Origin of the sequence: Roseovarius sp. MMSF_3359 (assembly GCF_030733385.1) — a bacterium.
Classification (GTDB): Bacteria; Pseudomonadota; Alphaproteobacteria; order Rhodobacterales; family Rhodobacteraceae; genus Roseovarius.
In genome coordinates, this window is the sequence record NZ_JASHJC010000001.1 from 317366 (window position 1) to 334151 (window position 16786).

Below are 16786 nucleotides of genomic sequence, written 5' to 3' on the forward strand. Positions count from 1 at the left end.
TGCGGGCGGTCTGGCGATCGCGCGGCGGCCTTCGGCCTTGATTCCGCGCGGGAGGCGAACTCGAACGTCCGCGATGGGATCAAACTAGAACTCGACTTCAGGTTATGATCGAGATAGCGGAGGCCGTGCGAAAACAGTTCTCAAACGCCGATATACCGCTCCACAATGGAATGGTCCCGGCGGAGGGTTTCGGCGTCAATTACCTCGCCGCCCTGGCCGTTTTCGATGAAGGCCACCCGGTCGGCCACGGAAATCACCGCATCGACGCGCTGTTCGACCAGCAGGACCGCCACGCCCTGGCTGCGCATCTGGACGATGACCTGCCGGATGGCCTCGATCATCGACGGCTGCAACCCCTCGGTCGGCTCATCGAGCAAAAGCGCCTTGGGCTTGAGGCAGAGCGCCCGCGCCGTGGCAAGCATCTGTTGTTCTCCGCCCGACAGGGTCTCGGCCCGCTGGCGAAAGCGTTCGCGCAGGCGGGGGAAGAGTTCCAGCACTTCGTCCAGCGTCTCAGGCCCATGATTGCGGGTGCGCAGCCCGATTTCGAGGTTTTGTGCCACGCTGAGCCCGGCAAAGAGGCGCCGCCCCTGTGGCACATACCCGATCCCCGCGCGGGGCACGAGATGCGGCGGAAGCCTGCCCACATCCTGACCGTCCAACGTGATCTGCCCGGACATGAGCGGCAGAAGCCCCATGATTGTTTGCATGGTCGTTGTCTTGCCCGCGCCATTGCGGCCCAACAGGCAGAGGATCTCGCCGCTCTTCACGGTGAGCGAAAGATCCCGCAGGATCTGCGCGCGGCCATAGCCGGAATTGATCTTGTCGAGTACCAGCATCACCCTGTCCCCAGATAGGCGGCTTGCACATCGCGGTCTGCGCGGATCTCATCTGGCGTGCCTTCGGCCAGCACCGCGCCGAAATTCAGCACGGTCACCTGATCGGCGGTCTCCATCACGACGCTCATGTTATGTTCGATCAGAAGGATCGTCGTCTTGCCCGCCAGATCGCGTACCAGCGCCTTGAAATTCGTGATCTCACTGTCGGTCAGGCCCTGCGTCGGCTCATCCAGGATCAGGAGGCGGGGTTGTTGCACCAGCCCCATCGCGATTTCCAGCAGGCGTTGGTGACCATAGGACAGATCGCCAGCCTCATGGTCGGCCAGATGCGCCAGCCCCACGCGATCCAGCGCCCCGGCCACCGCGTCGGTCACTTGCGTCCCCTTGAGCCGCCGCCGCGCGGCCAATGCGACGTTCTCCCCGGCGGGGAGGCGTTCGAAAACGGACGTGATCTGAAACGTGTAGGCCATGCCGCGCAGGATGCGTTTGTGAGCAGGCAGGGCGGTCACATCCGCCCCGTCGAAATGCACCTGCCCCGAAGAGGGCGCGATGCGTCCGCTAATCATGCCCACGAGCGTCGTCTTGCCCGCGCCGTTTGGGCCGATCAGGGCACGGACCTCGCCCTCGGGGACCGCCATGGTGACATCCTCTACGGCTTGCAGCCCACCGAAATGTTTGGAGAGCGCGCGGGTCGACAGGAGGCTCATGGTAGCCACCGCCAGAGCCGGTTGCGCAGCTCTCCGATCAGGCCTTGGGGCGCAAAGAGTGTCAGAAGCACCAACACCACGCCCGCGATGAGCATGTAGGCCGTGGTGATGCCGGAGCTGAGGTCGATCAGATAGAACATGAAGAGCGTGCCGACAAAGGGGCCAAGGACGGTTCCGGCCCCACCCAGGAGCACCCAGAGAAGCGGGAAGATCGAGTATTGCACGCTGGCGAAACTGGCCCCTGCATAGCCAAAGAGAAGCCCATAAGCCGCGCCCGCGGCCGCCGAGATCGTACCCGAGATGACCATCGCCATGAGCTTGTGCTTGTAGGTGTCATAGCCCAGCATCCGCACCCGTTCCTCGTTCTCGCGGATGGCGACGAGGGTTTTGCCGAAAGGCCGCCGCACGAGCCAGAGCGAGGCCAGAAGGCTCAGCGCAAAGAGGATCAGGGCGGCAAAATACCGGTTGGTCGGATCACTGAGGTCGATGCCCCAGAGCACCCTCTGCGCCTGCTGGATCACGAAACCCTCGTCGCCGCGTGTGAACTCGCCGAAATAGAGCACGGTGAGGTAGCCCGCCTGCGCGAACATCAGTGTCACGATCATGAAGGCCACGCCCGAGGTGCGCAGTGCCAGAAGCGCCAGCGCGGTCGAGACCACGGCCCCGGCCAGCACCCCGGCGAGCAGCGCGGGTGCCACGGAGAGGTCCAGATGCTGGATGCCAAGCCCCATGCCATACATGCCCGCGGCAAAGAAGAGCGCGTGGCCGAGGCTGAGAAGGCCCGTATAGCCAAAGAGGATGTTGTAGCCGACGGCGTAGCTTGCCAGCACCATGATCCGCGCCAAGTTGCCGTGGTGATAGGCTGGCAGGATGAATTGCAGCACGAAGAGCAGCACCAGCACCCCGCCGTGAAGCGCCATGACCTTGGCCCCGGTGCTCATGCGCCGCGTTTCCCGGCAAGGCCTTCGGGGCGGAAGACGAGGACGAGGCCAACGAGCAAGGTTGCTAGAATCTTGGCCAGGGTGGGCGAGAAGAAGACCGAGATAATGCCATCCGACAGCCCGATCAGCACGGCGGCCAGCACCGTGCCGGGCAGGCTGCCGAGGCCGCCGATAATGACCACGATGAAGCTCAGCAGAAGCGGATCGGCCCCCATCAGGTAATGTGCCTGCTGGATGGGTACGATCAACACCGCCGCCAGTGCCGCCAGCGCCGCACCCATGCCGAAGACCATCGCATAGACCCGCTCGACCGGGATACCAAAGGCCAGCGCCATGTCGCGGTCGGCCTGCGTGGCGCGCATGACCAGCCCGATCCGGGTGCGTTTCATCAGAAGCCACACGCCGAGCAACACCGCCACTGCGGCGCCGATCACCGCGAGCTTGTAGGTCGTGGTGCCAAGGCCCCAGGGCCAGATCATCTGCCAGCCGCCCTCGCCACGCTCGAACCACGGAAGGGCGATGCGGGTGTTGAACGGTGCCTCGACCGGGCGGGCATCGGGGCCATAGGTCATGAGTGCCAGTTGCTGGATGATGTAGAGGAGCCCGATGGTGGCGACGATGGTGCGTTCCGGGTCATAGTCCACCCGTTTGAGGATGGTCATGTCCGCCGCGACCGCAATGGCGCCAACGATCAGCGGTGCGGCGACAAGCGCCACGGCAAATCCGACGGCCGGGTGACCACCAAGGCTATGGGCGATAAACCAGGCGATGACCGCGCCCAGCATGAAGAACTCACCATGGGCGATGTTGACCACGCGCATGACGCCAAAGACCAGTGACAGGCCCACGGCGGTTAGCGCCAGAACGGCGGCGGTCACGGCCCCTTCGAGCGAGGCGAGGATAAGGTAAGGTCCCAGTTCCATTACGCGCCAAGCTGCCCCGATGCAGCGCGGGGGGCAAGGGTGGAACGTGGCCCGGTGCGATTTTGTTGCCGGACGTGTCGCCTGCGCGCGCGCGGGACCGCGAGGTCAGGTCGTCTTGGAGGGTTCAATCGCGATCGAGCGCGCCAGCAACAGCAACGAGGTCAGCGCGACGACACCGGCCACCACGTACCAGCCGAGGATGACCTGCAATTCCGCGTAGGCCAGCGTGTCTTGCGCCGATGTCGACTGCGACGCGAGATAGAGCGACCCGGCAAAGAGGAGCCGAGCACAGAAGCTGCGCAGGGACAGGTAGGTGGCGCGGCTATCGTCATCGAGGAGCGGTTGGGTGCGGGCCAGGATGAAGGGCTGCGACAGCGAGTTCGGCACCATCCGAAAGAAGAGAAGCACGATGGCCGCCAGCGAATTGGTCAATGCCAGGACCCCCACCAGGGCGATCTGCATGGCAAAGGCCAGCAGCAGGATACCTGGCAGACCGATGGCATGGCGCAGACGCAGGGCAATGAGCGAGGTCATAACCGACAGTAGCATCATCACCGCCGAGGTCGCACCGCTGACGATCGGGGCCTCTGCGGCCAGCCCTGCGCCGTTCAGGGCTTCGAGGATGAAGGGTTGTCCGAAGACAAAGGGCAGGTGGCTGAACCCGTACATCAGGACACTGAGCAGAAAGAGCCAGCCCAGAACCGGTTGCACCAGCGCGGGTTTGAGCGAGGCTAGCCGCATCAACTCGGAGCCTTGTGGGTGAGGCGCGCCGTGGGTCTGGGCTTCGCTGAATTTCCACGTCAGGACCAAGACGCCCACGGCCACGATCGTGCCCGCGATGAACGGCAGTTCCGCATCGGCATAGGACATCACCCCGCCCAGCACAGCCGACAGTGCCAGCGCGACGAAAGAGAATCGCCAGGCGCGCAGCTCCTGCGCCTCGATTTCGTCCTGCCGGTCATCCGCAGCGAGCGATTCGAACAAGAGCGCGCTGTCGGTGCCGGAATTGAACGCGGTGCTGGCCCCGAGGAAAACTTGCGCGAGGGCAAAGACGGCAAAACCATCGCCGAAACTCAAAAGCGCCGCGCCGATCAGGGCCGCGATGCCCGACGCGATCAGCGTGAAGCGCCGCCCGATCCGGTCGGACAGGTATCCCGACGGCACTTCCAACGCGGTCGTGCCAATGTCGTAGATCGCATAAAGCAGAATCGCATCGGCCGGGGTCAGGCGGTCCTGGAAGAAAAGGAACCAGACCGCCTGCCAGAAGACGAGGTTGCGGCAGAACTGGTACCACGGATAAAGCGCGATATTGCGGGTGGGGCCATCCGTGGCATGTTGAGACGTCATGAGCCGGTTCCTTCGCGGGCCCAGGGGGTCTGACCCTGTTCCCTGTCACCGTTCATCAGTGTGAGATCACCGCCGATGCGTCAATCGTTGCTGCGCAGGGGAGAGCGTTTGACGACAAGTATTGTCAGGATCGGCAGGGCCACGGTCAGCGCGGCAACCGTCAGCAGAAGCCAGCCCAACTGGCTGTAATCCGCCGCGACCTCGACGGTACCCGTGGCCGCATCGCGCACCTCTCGGGTGACCTCATAGATCTGGTTGAGATACTTGGTGAGGAGTGCGCTGGCCGAGAGCGCGAGGTTTGTGAAGGACGCCATCACGGCGAAAAACGTGGCCTTGAGGTGCCCGGGCGCATTCCGGGCGATCCAGGCCAGCATCGGAATGACCGCCACCTGTCCCAGGGGCGATTCGACCGCCGTATCGAGGACCGCGATGAAACGCGCATCGACGATCCCGCCGGTCAGGGCGGAGGTCCAATGATGCACGCCGTAATAGAGCCCGATGTTGGGCAGGGTCAGCAGGCCCGCCACCAGTGTAAGCATGACGACGAGCCAGGTGATCGAGCGGGTGGCCATCATCGGACGCAATACGACCATGCCGACGAGTGTCAGCACCGAGACGATCAATGACAGGACCGACAGGAATTGCTGGTCAAAGCCCAGGATGTCGATTTCGAACCATGTCTGCCCGGGGCCGGGGCGGGGGACGGCGCGAAAGAAAAAGAGGATCAGCGCAGTGCCGATCAGCGCCCTGGCCTGTGCCGGGCTGAGGACAGACACGAGCTGTCGCATCAGCAGGGCCACGATGATCATCGACCCGGCAAAGATGATTTCCTGACCATAGGCGATGTCCGACAGGCCAACGCCGAGGGTGAGCGCCACGAAACCGGCACCGCCGATGAAGTACCAAGGGTTCGGCGTGGTTTCTTCCTCCGGGCGGTCCAGCGCGGCAATGTCTGCCTCGGATGCGCCGTGCAGTCGCAAACGGCGGCGGTGCAGGTTTTTCTGGACCCCGGCGAGCACCACGCCCGAGACGGACAGCAATGGCACGATCAGGCCAAGGAGGTAGATCCGCGCATAGATCGCTTCTTTGTCGGCGCCGGTCAGGGCCTCGATATCCGAGAACATGTAGATGTTGAGCAGTGCCACCACGACCGTGCCGCCAATCAGGGCAAAACGGCCCAGCGTCTGCATCGTGACATGCATCGCCCTGGCGTCTTCTTCGGGGATCGGCTGGCCAGTTTGGTCCAGCTTCGGCACCGCCTCGACCGACATGGCATCCGCGACGGCGTCTTGAATGACAAGGCCGCAGGGGGCGAGGATGAAGGAGGTGATGTACCAGCTGCTGATGGGCATCACCGCCTGCATCATGTCGGTCTGAACGATGACCAGATACATGATGAACATGCTGGCAGCCGTTAGCGCCGCGCCCAGCCAGACCAGCACCCATTTCCATTTCCAGATGATGTCGACCAGATGCCCCAGGGGCATCTTCAACGCCCAGGGCAGCCCCGCCCAGAAGGCCAGACCGGCCAGGTAAGCGGCGGAGAGGTCGAGGTAATCCTTGACAAAGAACGTCCCCACGATCCCGGTCAGCGTGGCCACGCCATAGGCGAAATAGATCATGATCGGCGGCAGGAAGGACCAGCGCAATTGCCGGATCAGGTCGAAGACAACCGCATCGACGGCGCGATGGAACTTGCCGAGTATCGTCATCTGATCCCGGTCACAAAATGGCCAGCACGCTTTCCGGCGGGCGTCCAAGTGCGGCGCGGTCGCCTTTGAGAACAATCGGACGTTCGATCAGTTTCGGGTGCTGGGCCAGCGCCGCGATGAGGTTTTCGTCATCGTCGGTTTTCGCAAGGCCAAGCTCCTTGAAAAGCGCCTCGCCGGTGCGGGTGATGTCAATGGGTTTAAGGCCGAGGGCCGTTAGGGCCGCGCGGATGTCATCGGCGCTTGGCGCATCGTCGAGATAGGTGCGGATGCTGACGTCCTCCCCGCGCTCCTGCAGAAGCGCCAGCGTCTGGCGGGATTTGGAACAGCGCGGGTTGTGCCAGATGGTGGTCATAGCCAGTCCTGTCTTTTGGTGCCGATGGCCTCGGAGATATTGGTAAATCCGTCGGCGTCAAGCAGTGGTTCGAGACCTCGTGCGATATCTGCGGCAAGCGACAGCCCGCGATAGACCATCGCGGAATAGAGCTGTACCGCGCTCGCCCCGGCGCAGATTTTGGCATAGGCTTCCTCGGCGCTGCTGATGCCGCCCACGCCGATCAGGGGCAGTTTGCCGTCGGTGAGCTGCGTAAGCTGCGCCAGAACACGGGTGGATTTTTCGAAAAGCGGGGCACCGGAAAGGCCCCCGGCCTCGTCCCGGTGCGGGCTTGTGAGGCCTTCGCGCGACAGCGTGGTGTTGGTGGCGATGATCCCGTCGAGCCCGGTTGAAAGCGCGACCTCGGCAATGTCCCCCAAATCGGACAGCGCGAGATCGGGGGCGATCTTGAGGAAGACGGGGATCGGGTTTTGCAGCCAGTTGCGCGCCTCGATCACGCCTTTGAGCAGGGCGGTGAGAGCCTCGGGTCCCTGCAGGTCCCGCAGTTTTTCGGTGTTGGGGCTGGAGACATTGACCGTGGCGAAATCCAGGTAGCGGCCGCAATGGGACAGGACCCGGGCAAAATCCTCGGCCCGGTCATCGCTGTCCTTGTTGGCACCGAGGTTGAGGCCGATGATGGCCGCCTTGGGCCGTTTGGCGAGTCGGCGGGCGGCGGCCTCCATCCCGTCATTGTTGAACCCGAAGCGGTTGATCACCGCATCGTCGTCGGAGAGGCGAAAGAGCCGGGGGCGCGGATTGCCCGGCTGCGCGCGCGGGGTGATGGCGCCGACTTCGATGAAGCCGAAGCCCGCGCGGCTGAGGGGCGCGAGCGCGGTGGCGTTCTTGTCAAACCCGGCGGCGAGGCCCACCGGGTTGGGCAGATCAAGCCCGGCAAGGTTTGTGCGCAGGCGCGGCGAGGTGACCGGCCCGGGCGTTGGTGCGAGCCCAAGGCGCAGTGCCCGGACGGCGAGGCCATGGGCGGTTTCCGGGTCACATCGGTGCAGCGCGGCGAGACCCGCGCGTTCGATCAACTTCATGTCAGACCCGGCGGGAATTGATGTTCGCCGTCGACGAGGGGCAGCGGCTGCGCCCAGTGGACATCGGACAGGTGCAGGTTGCGATAGAGATGCGGGAAGAGCGCGCCGCCGCGCGAGGGTTCCCATTTCAGCGCGTCGCCAAGCGTGTCGGCCTCGACCGCCAGGAGCATCAGCCCCTCTTCACCAGCGAAATGTTTGGCGGCGGTTTCGGGTGCTTGCGCGAGTGTCGAGAAATGCACGTAGCCATCGGCCAGGTCGACCGGCGCGCCGGCGGTTTCCTTGTTGGCTTTCAGATCGGCCCATTCGGAGGCGTGGAAAATCTTGTAGATCAGCATGAAAGCGTGATGCCTCGCGCCCGGTTGGCGGTCAAGCGCGAAGCGCAGCCGTTGTTAAATTGAGTGCGCTGGACGCGCACGCCGGATATCTCGTCGTTGCCCTCCGGGCGCCTCCTCGGGTCGCGTGTGGCGTGGGTAGGGGCCTAGCCGTCGAAGGGCAGGCGCGTGATGTCGAAACCTTCCGCGTCGAGCAGGTGCAGCAGGCCGTGCTCACCAGGCAGGTGGGCGGCGCCCACTGCGATGAAAACCGTCTGGTTCGTCGTGTCGCGCATCAGCACCTCCACCCAGCCGTGATTGCGTTCGATCAGCAATTGTTGTTCGAAGAGATCGAAATCCGTTTCGGCGTCCGGGCCGCCGTATTTGAGTGAAATCAGGCGGGAGAATTCCCAGATCAGCGCAACCTCCTGCGCGAGGTAGCGTTGACGCAGCGTGTAGGCCAGGTCGTCCGCATCGCCGGACCAGGAGAACATCAGGCGGATCATGTCCAGCTGTTCTTCTTGCGGGTAGCTGTCGAAGAGAGTGAGCAGTTTGCGGAAATCTTCGAGCGAGCGGCTCGGGTTGCCGATTTCACTGGCGTAGTCACCGATCCGCTTGTCGATGCCGGCGTCGCTTGCGAGACTGTTGCGGGCTTCGCAGGGGCCGATCCCCAGCATCATCGCGGCCCAGAAGGGTTTGAACTTGGCAGCCATGAACCCGGGGATGGCGCGGGCATTCATTTCTTCGGTTAGGCGTTGCCAGTCCTCTTCGCCCAGGAGGTCGGGCAGGGTTGGGCCCTGCATGATGAACATGATCGACGGGTCCCGCGCCAGTTCGCGCTGCAACTGGTCCTGGTCATCGTTCGAGACTTCGAGATAGACCCTGTCCGCCTGATCGATCATCGGCTTGAGTGCGGCCAGGTGGGCGGCCGTGCGATCATGTTCGAAATGGTAGGTGCCAAAGAGAGTGAAGGTCGTGTCGCCGCGGGTCGCGCGCCACAAGAGCCCCTCGGGATAGGCGGTTTCTGCTGCGCGCTCGGTGAGTGTTGCCCGGTCTGCGTCCGACAGGGTTTGGATCAGGTCCTGACCTTCGCATTGCGCGAAAGCGGTGGGCGGCATCAGCAGGCAGAAGCCAAGAGTAAGAAAACGTAGCATGGGGCAACACTACGCAGCCCGCCGCGACCCGCAAGGGCAAAGCGGGGTCTGCTGCGTTGTAAATGCTTCGAAAAAATTTGCGCGAAGTTGTTGACTCCGTTTTCTCACGTCCTTAGCTATGCGCCGTTAGCACTCGATCAAGGTGAGTGCTAACGGCCCCACCATGATCTTTTGGGGAGGGGCCAAGAGGGAGTAACTTTGAGCTAAGGAGCCTCAGAGATGGCATTTAAACCGCTACATGATCGCGTCGTTGTACGCCGCGTTGAAAGCGAAGAGAAAACAGCCGGTGGGCTGATCATCCCCGACAGCGCCAAGGAAAAGCCGAGCGAAGGCGAGGTTGTCGCCTGCGGCGAAGGCGCCCGCAAGGACAGCGGTGAACTGATCCCGATGGCCATCAGCGCCGGTGACCGGGTCCTGTTCGGCAAGTGGTCGGGCACCGAGATCACGCTGGACGGTGAAGAGCTGCTGATCATGAAAGAAAGCGACATTCTGGGCGTGATCGCCTGAGCCGCTGACTGAAACACTAATTCAAAGGAATTCGAGATATGGCTGCTAAAGACGTCAAATTCGATACCGATGCCCGCAACAAGATGCTCAAGGGTGTGAACATCCTGGCTGACGCGGTGAAGGTAACCCTGGGCCCCAAAGGCCGTAACGTCGTTCTGGACAAGAGCTTCGGCGCACCGCGCATCACCAAAGACGGTGTGTCGGTTGCCAAGGAAATCGAGCTGGAAGACAAGTTCGAGAACATGGGCGCGCAAATGGTGAAAGAAGTCGCCAGCCGCACCAATGACGAAGCCGGCGACGGCACCACCACAGCAACCGTTCTGGCCCAGGCCATCGTGCGCGAAGGCATGAAAGCCGTGGCCGCGGGCATGAACCCGATGGATCTGAAGCGTGGTATCGACCTGGCGACCTCGAAAGTGGTTGCGTCGATCAAGGACGCAGCGCGCGAAGTCAAAGACAGCGCCGAAGTGGCTCAGGTTGGCACCATCTCGGCCAACGGCGAAGCCGAAATCGGTCAGCAGATCGCAGACGCGATGCAGAAGGTCGGCAACGAGGGTGTCATCACCGTCGAGGAAAACAAAGGCCTGGAAACCGAGACCGACGTGGTCGAGGGCATGCAGTTCGACCGCGGCTATCTGAGCCCCTATTTCGTGACCAACAGCGACAAGATGATTGCAGAGCTTGAAGACTGCATGATCCTGCTGCACGAAAAGAAACTCAGCTCGCTGCAGCCGATGGTGCCGCTGCTTGAGCAAGTCATCCAGTCGCAAAAACCGCTGCTCATCATCGCGGAAGATGTTGAAGGCGAAGCACTGGCAACCCTCGTGGTCAACAAGCTGCGCGGCGGTCTGAAAATCGCGGCTGTCAAGGCACCGGGCTTCGGTGACCGCCGCAAGGCCATGCTGCAGGACATCGCGATCCTGACCGGCGGTCAGGTCATCTCCGAAGATCTGGGCATGAAGCTGGAATCGGTCACCATGGACATGCTGGGCTCGGCCAAGCGCGTTGACATCACCAAGGATGAAACGACCGTCATCGACGGTGCCGGTGAGAAAGCCGAGATCGAAGCGCGCGTCACACAGATCCGCACCCAGATCGAGGAAACCACGTCCGACTACGACCGTGAGAAGCTGCAAGAGCGCGTTGCCAAGCTGGCAGGCGGTGTTGCCGTGATCCGCGTCGGCGGCATGACCGAAGTGGAAGTGAAAGAGCGTAAGGACCGTGTCGATGACGCGCTGAACGCGACCCGTGCCGCCGTTCAGGAAGGCATCGTGGTTGGCGGCGGTGTGTCGCTGGTTCAGGCCGCAAACGCGATTGCCTCGCTCGAAGGTGCCAACAGCGACCAGAACAACGGTATCGCCATCGTGCGCCGTGCGCTCGAAGCACCGCTGCGTCAGATCGCCGAGAACTCGGGCGTTGACGGATCGGTCGTTGCCGGAAAGATCCGCGAAAGCAGTGATGCCAAGTTCGGCTTCAACGCGCAGACCGAAGAATATGGCGACATGTTCTCGTTTGGCGTGATTGACCCGGCCAAGGTTGTCCGCACCGCGCTGGAAGACGCAGCCTCGATCGCAGGCCTGCTGATCACCACCGAGGCGATGGTTGCCGACAAGCCCGCCAAAGACGCCCCCGCCGGTGGCGGCATGCCCGACATGGGCGGCATGGGCGGCATGATGTAAGCCAAGCCTTCGCGCTAAAGGATTGGGGTCGCCTCCGGGCGGCCCCAATTTCGTTGAATGCCCGCTTTGAGCCCGAAGCGGACATTTTTCGTGGTGCCGCGAACGTCCGTTCCACAAACAGTGCTCAAAAGTGACCCATAGAATTGGCGCTGAACAGTTGGCACATGATCGTTGGGTCAGGCGCTTCTCGTATCGAACCGAACATAGATGTATCTATGCGTGGTATATCAATCGTTATACAATTCTAACGGAAGCATCTTATCCTTCAGAAGGCGTTTTTCGACTTTAGCCCATAAACCTTCTCCGACTTCGTTCGTAACCGATGTACCCAGTGCCTTTGCCAGACGCGTTTTATTTTCAACCGAATATGTAGCTTTGTGGGCACCAATCAAAATGCTCGCAAGTGCAAACACTGCATTCTCGTCCGATGCGTTTTCTTCCAAATAACTAGAAATTAGTTTTTGAAGTATGTCGAATGCGCCAGTTACAGAAAAAAAGTGAATTGACGCGATTAGTTCTTGTTCGCCAAATCCTGACTCTGTGATGAGTTCTTCCAAATCGCCATTCGTCATCGATACGAGCATGCAGACATCACTCAACCAAGCGTCCAAATCCGGATTTTCCGACGCATAGTTTCTTTTGCACAGACTAACTAACATTTTGGGGACGAATGGGGGCACGTTTAAGTTCTCCTTCTGTTAGTTATTGAAACTACTTGGATACCGTCGTTCAGGCTATCACATTGAACGGTCGGTTTGTCCGCACAGCAGACAATCCCAGAGTGTTGAGTTAGTTGAACGTCCCCGCCACGCGGCCCAATAGCATGAAGGCGCGGGCGGTGCGGGTGTCGGAGAGTTCGGATATCTCGGCATCCGTCGCGGTTTCGGCGAATTGTGTGAACATCCGGTCGAAGAGGCGCAGGAAGTGATGCGCGGCATCGCGGAAGATCGTGTCGTTTCGCATCCGTGTGGCGGCAAGCGCCAATGACGAGCGGTCGCGCACACCGCCCAGGGAGGCGATTGTCCGACCGCGTTCGCCGGCGGCGAAGCGGCGCCAGATTTCGGGGCGGGCCATGTCGGGGCGCAGATCATCCATGTAGATTCCGTCCTGCGACAGGAGCGTCAGCACGTCCTGCGCGGCCTGAATAAGCTGCGATGTGGAACGATCCTTCAAGGCCCGGCGCAAGGCGGCAAACCCGGCCTTGTCCGCGGCATTTTCCGGGAAGTTCAGGGCCAGGATGAAATCGGGCCGTTCCGGTGGCGGCTGGATATCCTCGGCCGAGGTGCCAAGCGGCAGTGCCACCTGGTCGTCGCTTGCGGCCTCTGGTGCGGCGGGCGGTGGTGCCGGGCGGGCAGTGGCCGTCTCGCGCGATGAGGAAAACGTGGCCAAGGCGCTTTCGGTCTTGCGTTGCGCGGCGGCGATCTCGTCAAGTTTCTTGGACACCGACGGTTCGGTAACCGTGTTCCGCCCCTGGCTTTGCGCGACATAGGTCTGCCGGATGGCGTCGATGGCCGTCTGCAACCGCTGGCTTTCCTCGCGCATGACCTTGCTGGCCCGCGCCGCCGTCGCCGCTACCCAGATCATCGCGACCGGCATGAAAATCGCCAGCAGGACCATCACGAATTGCAACGCCCCGCCCGAGCCGTTGAACATCCCGCTTGGTGCCAGCACGAGGAAAAACACCGCCGTGGCCAGCAACCACAGCAGGGACAGCGCAATCGCGATCACCTCGATGCCGGTAATCGTCTCCTTGCGCGCCTTGTCATAAATCCCCAAGGGGGTCGGATGTGACTCCGGTTGATCGGACATGATGCTTTGCCATTCAATAAATTGCAGGCGCTTCAGATATAGGCGATCTTTAACACTTCGTAAGACTTGTCGCCACCGGGCGTGCGTACCTCGACGCTGTCGCCCTCATCCTTGCCGATCAGCGCCCGGGCAATGGGCGATTTTATGTTCAGAAGGCCATTTTCGATGCTGGCTTCGTGTTCGCCAACGATCTGCCAGGTCTTTTCCTCGTCAGTATCTTCATCGACCAGCGTGACCGTCGCACCGAACTTGATCGTGCCAGAGAGCCTTGCAGGGTCGATCACCTCGGCGAGGCCAATCACCCCTTCAAGCTCCTTGATGCGGCCCTCGATGAAGGACTGCTTTTCCTTGGCAGAATGGTACTCGGCATTCTCGGACAGATCGCCATGCTCGCGCGCTTCGGCAATGGCGCGGATGATGGCCGGACGCTCGACCGATTTGAGTTGCTTCAGTTCCGTCTCAAGCGCGGCAAACCCCGCATGCGTCATTGGAATCTTGTCCATTTCGATCGTCCACTGTCTTGTCATTGAGCCGCGGTCTGGCCCGGTATCTATGGGTTGCGTCGTGCAAGACTGCCCCGAGCGAGAGTGCGGATGCAATAGGGGATGACATTTGGCAAGCCATTCCTGTTCGGGACGGTCCAAAACTGCCGCTTTCCGCCGGTCCGGCGGTGCAAGGTTTCGTTAGGGAATTGCGGCGCGCGGGGTCATTGGCGAAGCCGCCGCGCCCTCCAGGGCGATAACGTCACGTTCGAATCACAAAACATTCCAAAAAAGTGACAAGTGTGATTTGACACAGGCGACTATTTTGGCGATTTTCTGCCTATACGGGTAATGTTGAGGTTTCGCATGTGCAGAGTGTTGAGTGTTTTGGTGGCGGCGGTGGCGGCCTTGTCGATGTCAATCGGAGGGTCAGCCGCCGCTGACGACCTGGAAGATGCGCGGATCATCGTTGCCGCGAAGTCGAATACCGTCAAAAAGTGGCACTATCCGCCGCGGTTCGTCGTGGTGCATGATCAGCCGGTGGATCAAGGCGCGTTTCAAGACGTGACCGACTTCATCGTGAGCGCCACGGGCCTGCCGATCCAGCCGCCGACCTTCGTGAACATCGCCGAAGACACGTTCGATCCGCGGTTCTACACCGCATCGCGTTACAATCCGCGCCGCACCGAAGCGGGTCAGATGACGTCGGACCTGTTGATCGCGCAGAAGGAAGATGTGCAGCTTTCGGCCAATGTCTTTGTGTTCATGGTATCGCCGCACCTTGCCTCGCATTTCATCGCGCTGACGTCTTATGGCCGGTTCTCGGGCAGCCTGACGCGCGGCTATGTGCAGGGCAATGGCCCGTGCTATTTCAAGGTGCTGTCCAACGGTGACAGCATCCAGTTCGGCACCATCCTGATCGCGCCCGATGCCGAGGACAACATCCGGCGCCACTGCATCTATGAAGAGATGGTGCAGGCCATGGGCCTGATGAACGATGCGCAGGATTCGAGCTATTTCACCTTCGACAACCTGCTCGACAACAAGCCGCGGGACTATGACCGCCGCCTGCTTGCCGCGCTTTATGATCCGCGGATTCGCAATGGCGACGAAGTCGACGATGTGCTCAACATCTATGCCAACCTGCAATAGGCAATAGCCGGGCGCCCCCGAATTCCGTCAAATCCCGCAAGATTTGCGCAAAATGGTCGCGACGACATGGTTTAACGTGCCGTCGCGATTGCAATGGTGGCATCTCTAGTTTAGCCAATCTCAAATCGAATTTTTGCCCGAGAGGAGCGAGCAGAATGGCCGAGATTGAACGCGAAGCAATGGAATACGATGTTGTCATCGTGGGCGCCGGTCCTGCGGGGTTGAGTGCCGCGATCCGTCTGAAACAGCTGGACCCGAGCCGCGAGGTGGTGGTGCTGGAAAAAGGCAGCGAAGTGGGCGCGCATATCCTGTCGGGCGCCGTGCTTGATCCCTGCGGTCTCGATGCGCTGATCCCCGATTGGAAGGAAAAGGGCGCGCCGCTCAACACGCCGGTCAAGGATGACAATTTCTTCATGCTGGGCGAGGCGGGCAAAATCCGCATCCCGAACTTCCCGATGCCGCCGCTGATGAACAACCACGGCAATTACATCGTGTCGATGGGCAATGTCTGCCGCTGGATGGCGGAACAGGCCGAAGAAATGGGCATCGAGATTTTCCCCGGCATGGCCTGCTCGGAAATCGTTTATGACGAGGCGGGCAACGTCAAAGGCGTGGTCGCCGGTGAGTTCGGCAAAGAAGCTGATGGCAGCCATGGTCCGAACTACGAGCCGGGCATGGAATTGCACGGCAAATACGTCTTCCTCAGCGAGGGCGTGCGCGGCAGCTTGGCCAAGGAAGTGATTGCCAAATACGACCTGTCGCAGGGCAAGGAGCCGCAGAAATTCGGCATTGGCATGAAAGAGATCTGGGAGATCGACCCGCCCAAGCACAAGGAAGGCTCCGTCACCCACACGATGGGTTGGCCGCTGGGGGGTAATGCCGGCGGTGGCTCCTTCATCTATCACCTTGAGAACAATCAGGTTTACGTGGGTTTCGTGGTCCACCTGAACTACCGCAACCCGCATCTCTTCCCGTACATGGAGTTCCAGCGGTTCAAGCATCACCCGATGGTGGCTGAACTGCTGAAAGGCGGTAAACGCGTTGCTTATGGCGCCCGTGCGATCAGCGAAGGCGGCTATCAGTCGATGCCCAAGATGGTCGCGCCCGGCGTGGCGCTTCTGGGGTGTTCGGTGGGCATGGTGAACGTGCCGCGGATCAAGGGCAACCACAACGCGATGCTGAGCGGCATGGCTGCCGCCGAGGCGGCTCACGCGGCGATCGAAGCGGGCCGCTCGGGCGATGAGCTTAACGACTACGAGACCGAAGTACGGACCGGCAAGATCGGCAAGGACCTCAAGAAGGTCCGCAATGTCAAACCGCTCTGGTCGAAATACGGCCTGCTGGCCAGCCTGACCCTGGGCGGGTTCGATATGTGGACCAACACGTTCGGTTTCTCGCTCTTCGGGACGCTCAAGCACGGCAAGACCGACGCGGCGGCGACCGAGCAGGCCAGCACGCACAAACCGATCGATTATCCCAAACCGGATGGCAAGCTCAGCTTTGACCGGCTGACCAATGTCAGCTTCTCGATGACCAATCACGAGGAAAGCCAGCCCGCGCACCTGCAGCTCAAGGACCCGAACGTGCCGATGTCGATCAACATGCCGAAATACGCCGAACCGGCGCAGCGGTATTGCCCGGCCGGGGTCTATGAGGTGGTCGATGACAAGTTCGTCATTAACTTCCAGAACTGCGTGCATTGCAAGACCTGCGATATCAAGGACCCGAGCCAGAACATCAACTGGGTCACACCGCAGGGCGGGGATGGTCCGAACTATCCCAATATGTAAAAGGCGCGTGATTTCTTGCTTGCGGGGCA

17 protein-coding genes are annotated in these 16786 nt (G+C 61.3%); 4 read left to right on the plus strand and 13 right to left on the minus strand.

Annotation, left to right across the window (positions count from 1 at the left end; translation table 11 throughout):
* Positions 1–140: 140 nt before the first annotated feature.
* From RBB29_RS01580 to RBB29_RS01625, 10 genes are all read right to left on the minus strand, one after another.
* Positions 141–836, minus strand: a complete 696-nt coding sequence (locus tag RBB29_RS01580; RefSeq protein WP_306113399.1) for an ABC transporter ATP-binding protein — start codon at positions 834–836, stop codon at positions 141–143.
* On the minus strand, positions 836–1543 hold the full coding sequence (locus tag RBB29_RS01585) for an ABC transporter ATP-binding protein (protein ID WP_306113400.1): 708 nt from the start codon (positions 1541–1543) through the stop codon (positions 836–838). Before RBB29_RS01585 ends, RBB29_RS01580 begins: the two co-directional genes overlap by 1 nt.
* The gene (locus RBB29_RS01590) at positions 1540–2484 is read right to left on the minus strand and encodes a branched-chain amino acid ABC transporter permease (protein ID WP_306113401.1); all 945 of its coding nucleotides are present in this window, start codon (positions 2482–2484) and stop codon (positions 1540–1542) included. The genes RBB29_RS01585 and RBB29_RS01590 overlap by 4 nt, the downstream gene beginning before the upstream one ends.
* Positions 2481–3407 (minus strand): branched-chain amino acid ABC transporter permease, encoded by a 927-nt coding sequence (locus RBB29_RS01595; protein WP_306113402.1) that lies wholly within the window; start codon positions 3405–3407, stop codon positions 2481–2483. Before RBB29_RS01595 ends, RBB29_RS01590 begins: the two co-directional genes overlap by 4 nt.
* 105 nt (positions 3408–3512) lie before the next feature.
* A complete protein-coding gene (locus tag RBB29_RS01600; RefSeq protein ID WP_306113403.1) occupies positions 3513–4754 on the minus strand; it encodes an MFS transporter in 1242 nt (413 codons plus the stop codon).
* A gap of 80 nt (positions 4755–4834) precedes the next feature.
* Positions 4835–6466 (minus strand): hypothetical protein, encoded by a 1632-nt coding sequence (locus RBB29_RS01605; protein WP_306113404.1) that lies wholly within the window; start codon positions 6464–6466, stop codon positions 4835–4837.
* A gap of 10 nt (positions 6467–6476) precedes the next feature.
* Positions 6477–6818 carry an arsenate reductase (glutaredoxin) gene (gene arsC, locus RBB29_RS01610; protein WP_306113405.1) on the minus strand — a complete coding sequence of 114 codons (342 nt, stop codon included), beginning with the start codon at positions 6816–6818 and terminating at the stop codon, positions 6477–6479.
* Positions 6815–7873, minus strand: a complete 1059-nt coding sequence (locus RBB29_RS01615; protein WP_306113406.1) for a quinone-dependent dihydroorotate dehydrogenase — start codon at positions 7871–7873, stop codon at positions 6815–6817. The genes arsC and RBB29_RS01615 overlap by 4 nt, the downstream gene beginning before the upstream one ends.
* On the minus strand, positions 7870–8208 hold the full coding sequence (locus tag RBB29_RS01620; protein WP_306113407.1) for a DUF952 domain-containing protein: 339 nt from the start codon (positions 8206–8208) through the stop codon (positions 7870–7872). Before RBB29_RS01620 ends, RBB29_RS01615 begins: the two co-directional genes overlap by 4 nt.
* A 143-nt stretch (positions 8209–8351) precedes the next feature.
* Positions 8352–9338 (minus strand): TraB/GumN family protein, encoded by a 987-nt coding sequence (locus RBB29_RS01625; RefSeq protein ID WP_306113408.1) that lies wholly within the window; start codon positions 9336–9338, stop codon positions 8352–8354.
* Between the two features lie 219 nt (positions 9339–9557).
* Between RBB29_RS01625 and groES the strand changes: the two genes are divergently transcribed.
* Together groES and groL are read left to right on the plus strand one after the other, a co-directional pair.
* Positions 9558–9845, plus strand: coding sequence for a co-chaperone GroES (groES, locus tag RBB29_RS01630; protein ID WP_306113409.1), 288 nt, complete (start codon positions 9558–9560; stop codon positions 9843–9845).
* Positions 9846–9883: 38 nt separating this feature from the next.
* Complete coding sequence (gene groL, locus RBB29_RS01635; RefSeq protein WP_306113410.1) at positions 9884–11524, plus strand: chaperonin GroEL; 1641 nt, start codon at positions 9884–9886, stop codon at positions 11522–11524.
* A 227-nt stretch (positions 11525–11751) separates the two neighbouring features.
* Here the strand turns inward: groL and RBB29_RS01640 are convergent, their stop codons facing one another.
* The 3 genes from RBB29_RS01640 to greA all read right to left on the minus strand — a co-directional run bounded on the left by RBB29_RS01640 (position 11752) and on the right by greA (position 13836).
* Positions 11752–12204, minus strand: coding sequence for a hypothetical protein (locus tag RBB29_RS01640; RefSeq protein WP_306113411.1), 453 nt, complete (start codon positions 12202–12204; stop codon positions 11752–11754).
* A gap of 109 nt (positions 12205–12313) precedes the next feature.
* Positions 12314–13333: a hypothetical protein gene (locus RBB29_RS01645; RefSeq protein ID WP_306113412.1), complete on the minus strand. Its 1020-nt coding sequence runs from the start codon at positions 13331–13333 to the stop codon at positions 12314–12316.
* A 32-nt stretch (positions 13334–13365) separates the two neighbouring features.
* On the minus strand, positions 13366–13836 hold the full coding sequence (gene greA / locus RBB29_RS01650; RefSeq protein ID WP_306113413.1) for a transcription elongation factor GreA: 471 nt from the start codon (positions 13834–13836) through the stop codon (positions 13366–13368).
* Positions 13837–14181: 345 nt separating this feature from the next.
* Here greA and RBB29_RS01655 point away from each other — a divergent pair, with 345 nt between their 5' ends.
* Positions 14182–14967, plus strand: coding sequence for a DUF2927 domain-containing protein (locus tag RBB29_RS01655; protein WP_306113414.1), 786 nt, complete (start codon positions 14182–14184; stop codon positions 14965–14967).
* Positions 14968–15122: 155 nt separating this feature from the next.
* Positions 15123–16757, plus strand: a complete 1635-nt coding sequence (locus tag RBB29_RS01660; RefSeq protein ID WP_306113415.1) for an electron transfer flavoprotein-ubiquinone oxidoreductase — start codon at positions 15123–15125, stop codon at positions 16755–16757.
* The last annotated feature ends 29 nt before the right edge of the window (positions 16758–16786 follow it).

Excerpts from the sequence above, each read along its gene's own strand:
- RBB29_RS01605 (WP_306113404.1), bottom strand. The coding sequence starts at position 6,466 with ATGACGATACTCGGCAAGTTCCATCGCGCCGTCGATGCGGTTGTCTTC.
- RBB29_RS01590 (WP_306113401.1), bottom strand. The coding sequence starts at position 2,484 with ATGAGCACCGGGGCCAAGGTCATGGCGCTTCACGGCGGGGTGCTGGTG.
- RBB29_RS01625 (WP_306113408.1), bottom strand. The coding sequence starts at position 9,338 with ATGCTACGTTTTCTTACTCTTGGCTTCTGCCTGCTGATGCCGCCCACC.
- RBB29_RS01660 (WP_306113415.1), top strand. The coding sequence starts at position 15,123 with ATGGCCGAGATTGAACGCGAAGCAATGGAATACGATGTTGTCATCGTG.
- RBB29_RS01615 (WP_306113406.1), bottom strand. The coding sequence starts at position 7,873 with ATGAAGTTGATCGAACGCGCGGGTCTCGCCGCGCTGCACCGATGTGAC.
- RBB29_RS01645 (WP_306113412.1), bottom strand. The coding sequence starts at position 13,333 with ATGTCCGATCAACCGGAGTCACATCCGACCCCCTTGGGGATTTATGAC.
- RBB29_RS01585 (WP_306113400.1), bottom strand. The coding sequence starts at position 1,543 with ATGAGCCTCCTGTCGACCCGCGCGCTCTCCAAACATTTCGGTGGGCTG.
- RBB29_RS01580 (WP_306113399.1), bottom strand. The coding sequence starts at position 836 with ATGCTGGTACTCGACAAGATCAATTCCGGCTATGGCCGCGCGCAGATC.
- greA (WP_306113413.1), bottom strand. The coding sequence starts at position 13,836 with ATGGACAAGATTCCAATGACGCATGCGGGGTTTGCCGCGCTTGAGACG.
- RBB29_RS01600 (WP_306113403.1), bottom strand. The coding sequence starts at position 4,754 with ATGACGTCTCAACATGCCACGGATGGCCCCACCCGCAATATCGCGCTT.
- RBB29_RS01595 (WP_306113402.1), bottom strand. The coding sequence starts at position 3,407 with ATGGAACTGGGACCTTACCTTATCCTCGCCTCGCTCGAAGGGGCCGTG.
- RBB29_RS01620 (WP_306113407.1), bottom strand. The coding sequence starts at position 8,208 with ATGCTGATCTACAAGATTTTCCACGCCTCCGAATGGGCCGATCTGAAA.
- groL (WP_306113410.1), top strand. The coding sequence starts at position 9,884 with ATGGCTGCTAAAGACGTCAAATTCGATACCGATGCCCGCAACAAGATG.
- RBB29_RS01655 (WP_306113414.1), top strand. The coding sequence starts at position 14,182 with ATGTGCAGAGTGTTGAGTGTTTTGGTGGCGGCGGTGGCGGCCTTGTCG.
- groES (WP_306113409.1), top strand. The coding sequence starts at position 9,558 with ATGGCATTTAAACCGCTACATGATCGCGTCGTTGTACGCCGCGTTGAA.
- arsC (WP_306113405.1), bottom strand. The coding sequence starts at position 6,818 with ATGACCACCATCTGGCACAACCCGCGCTGTTCCAAATCCCGCCAGACG.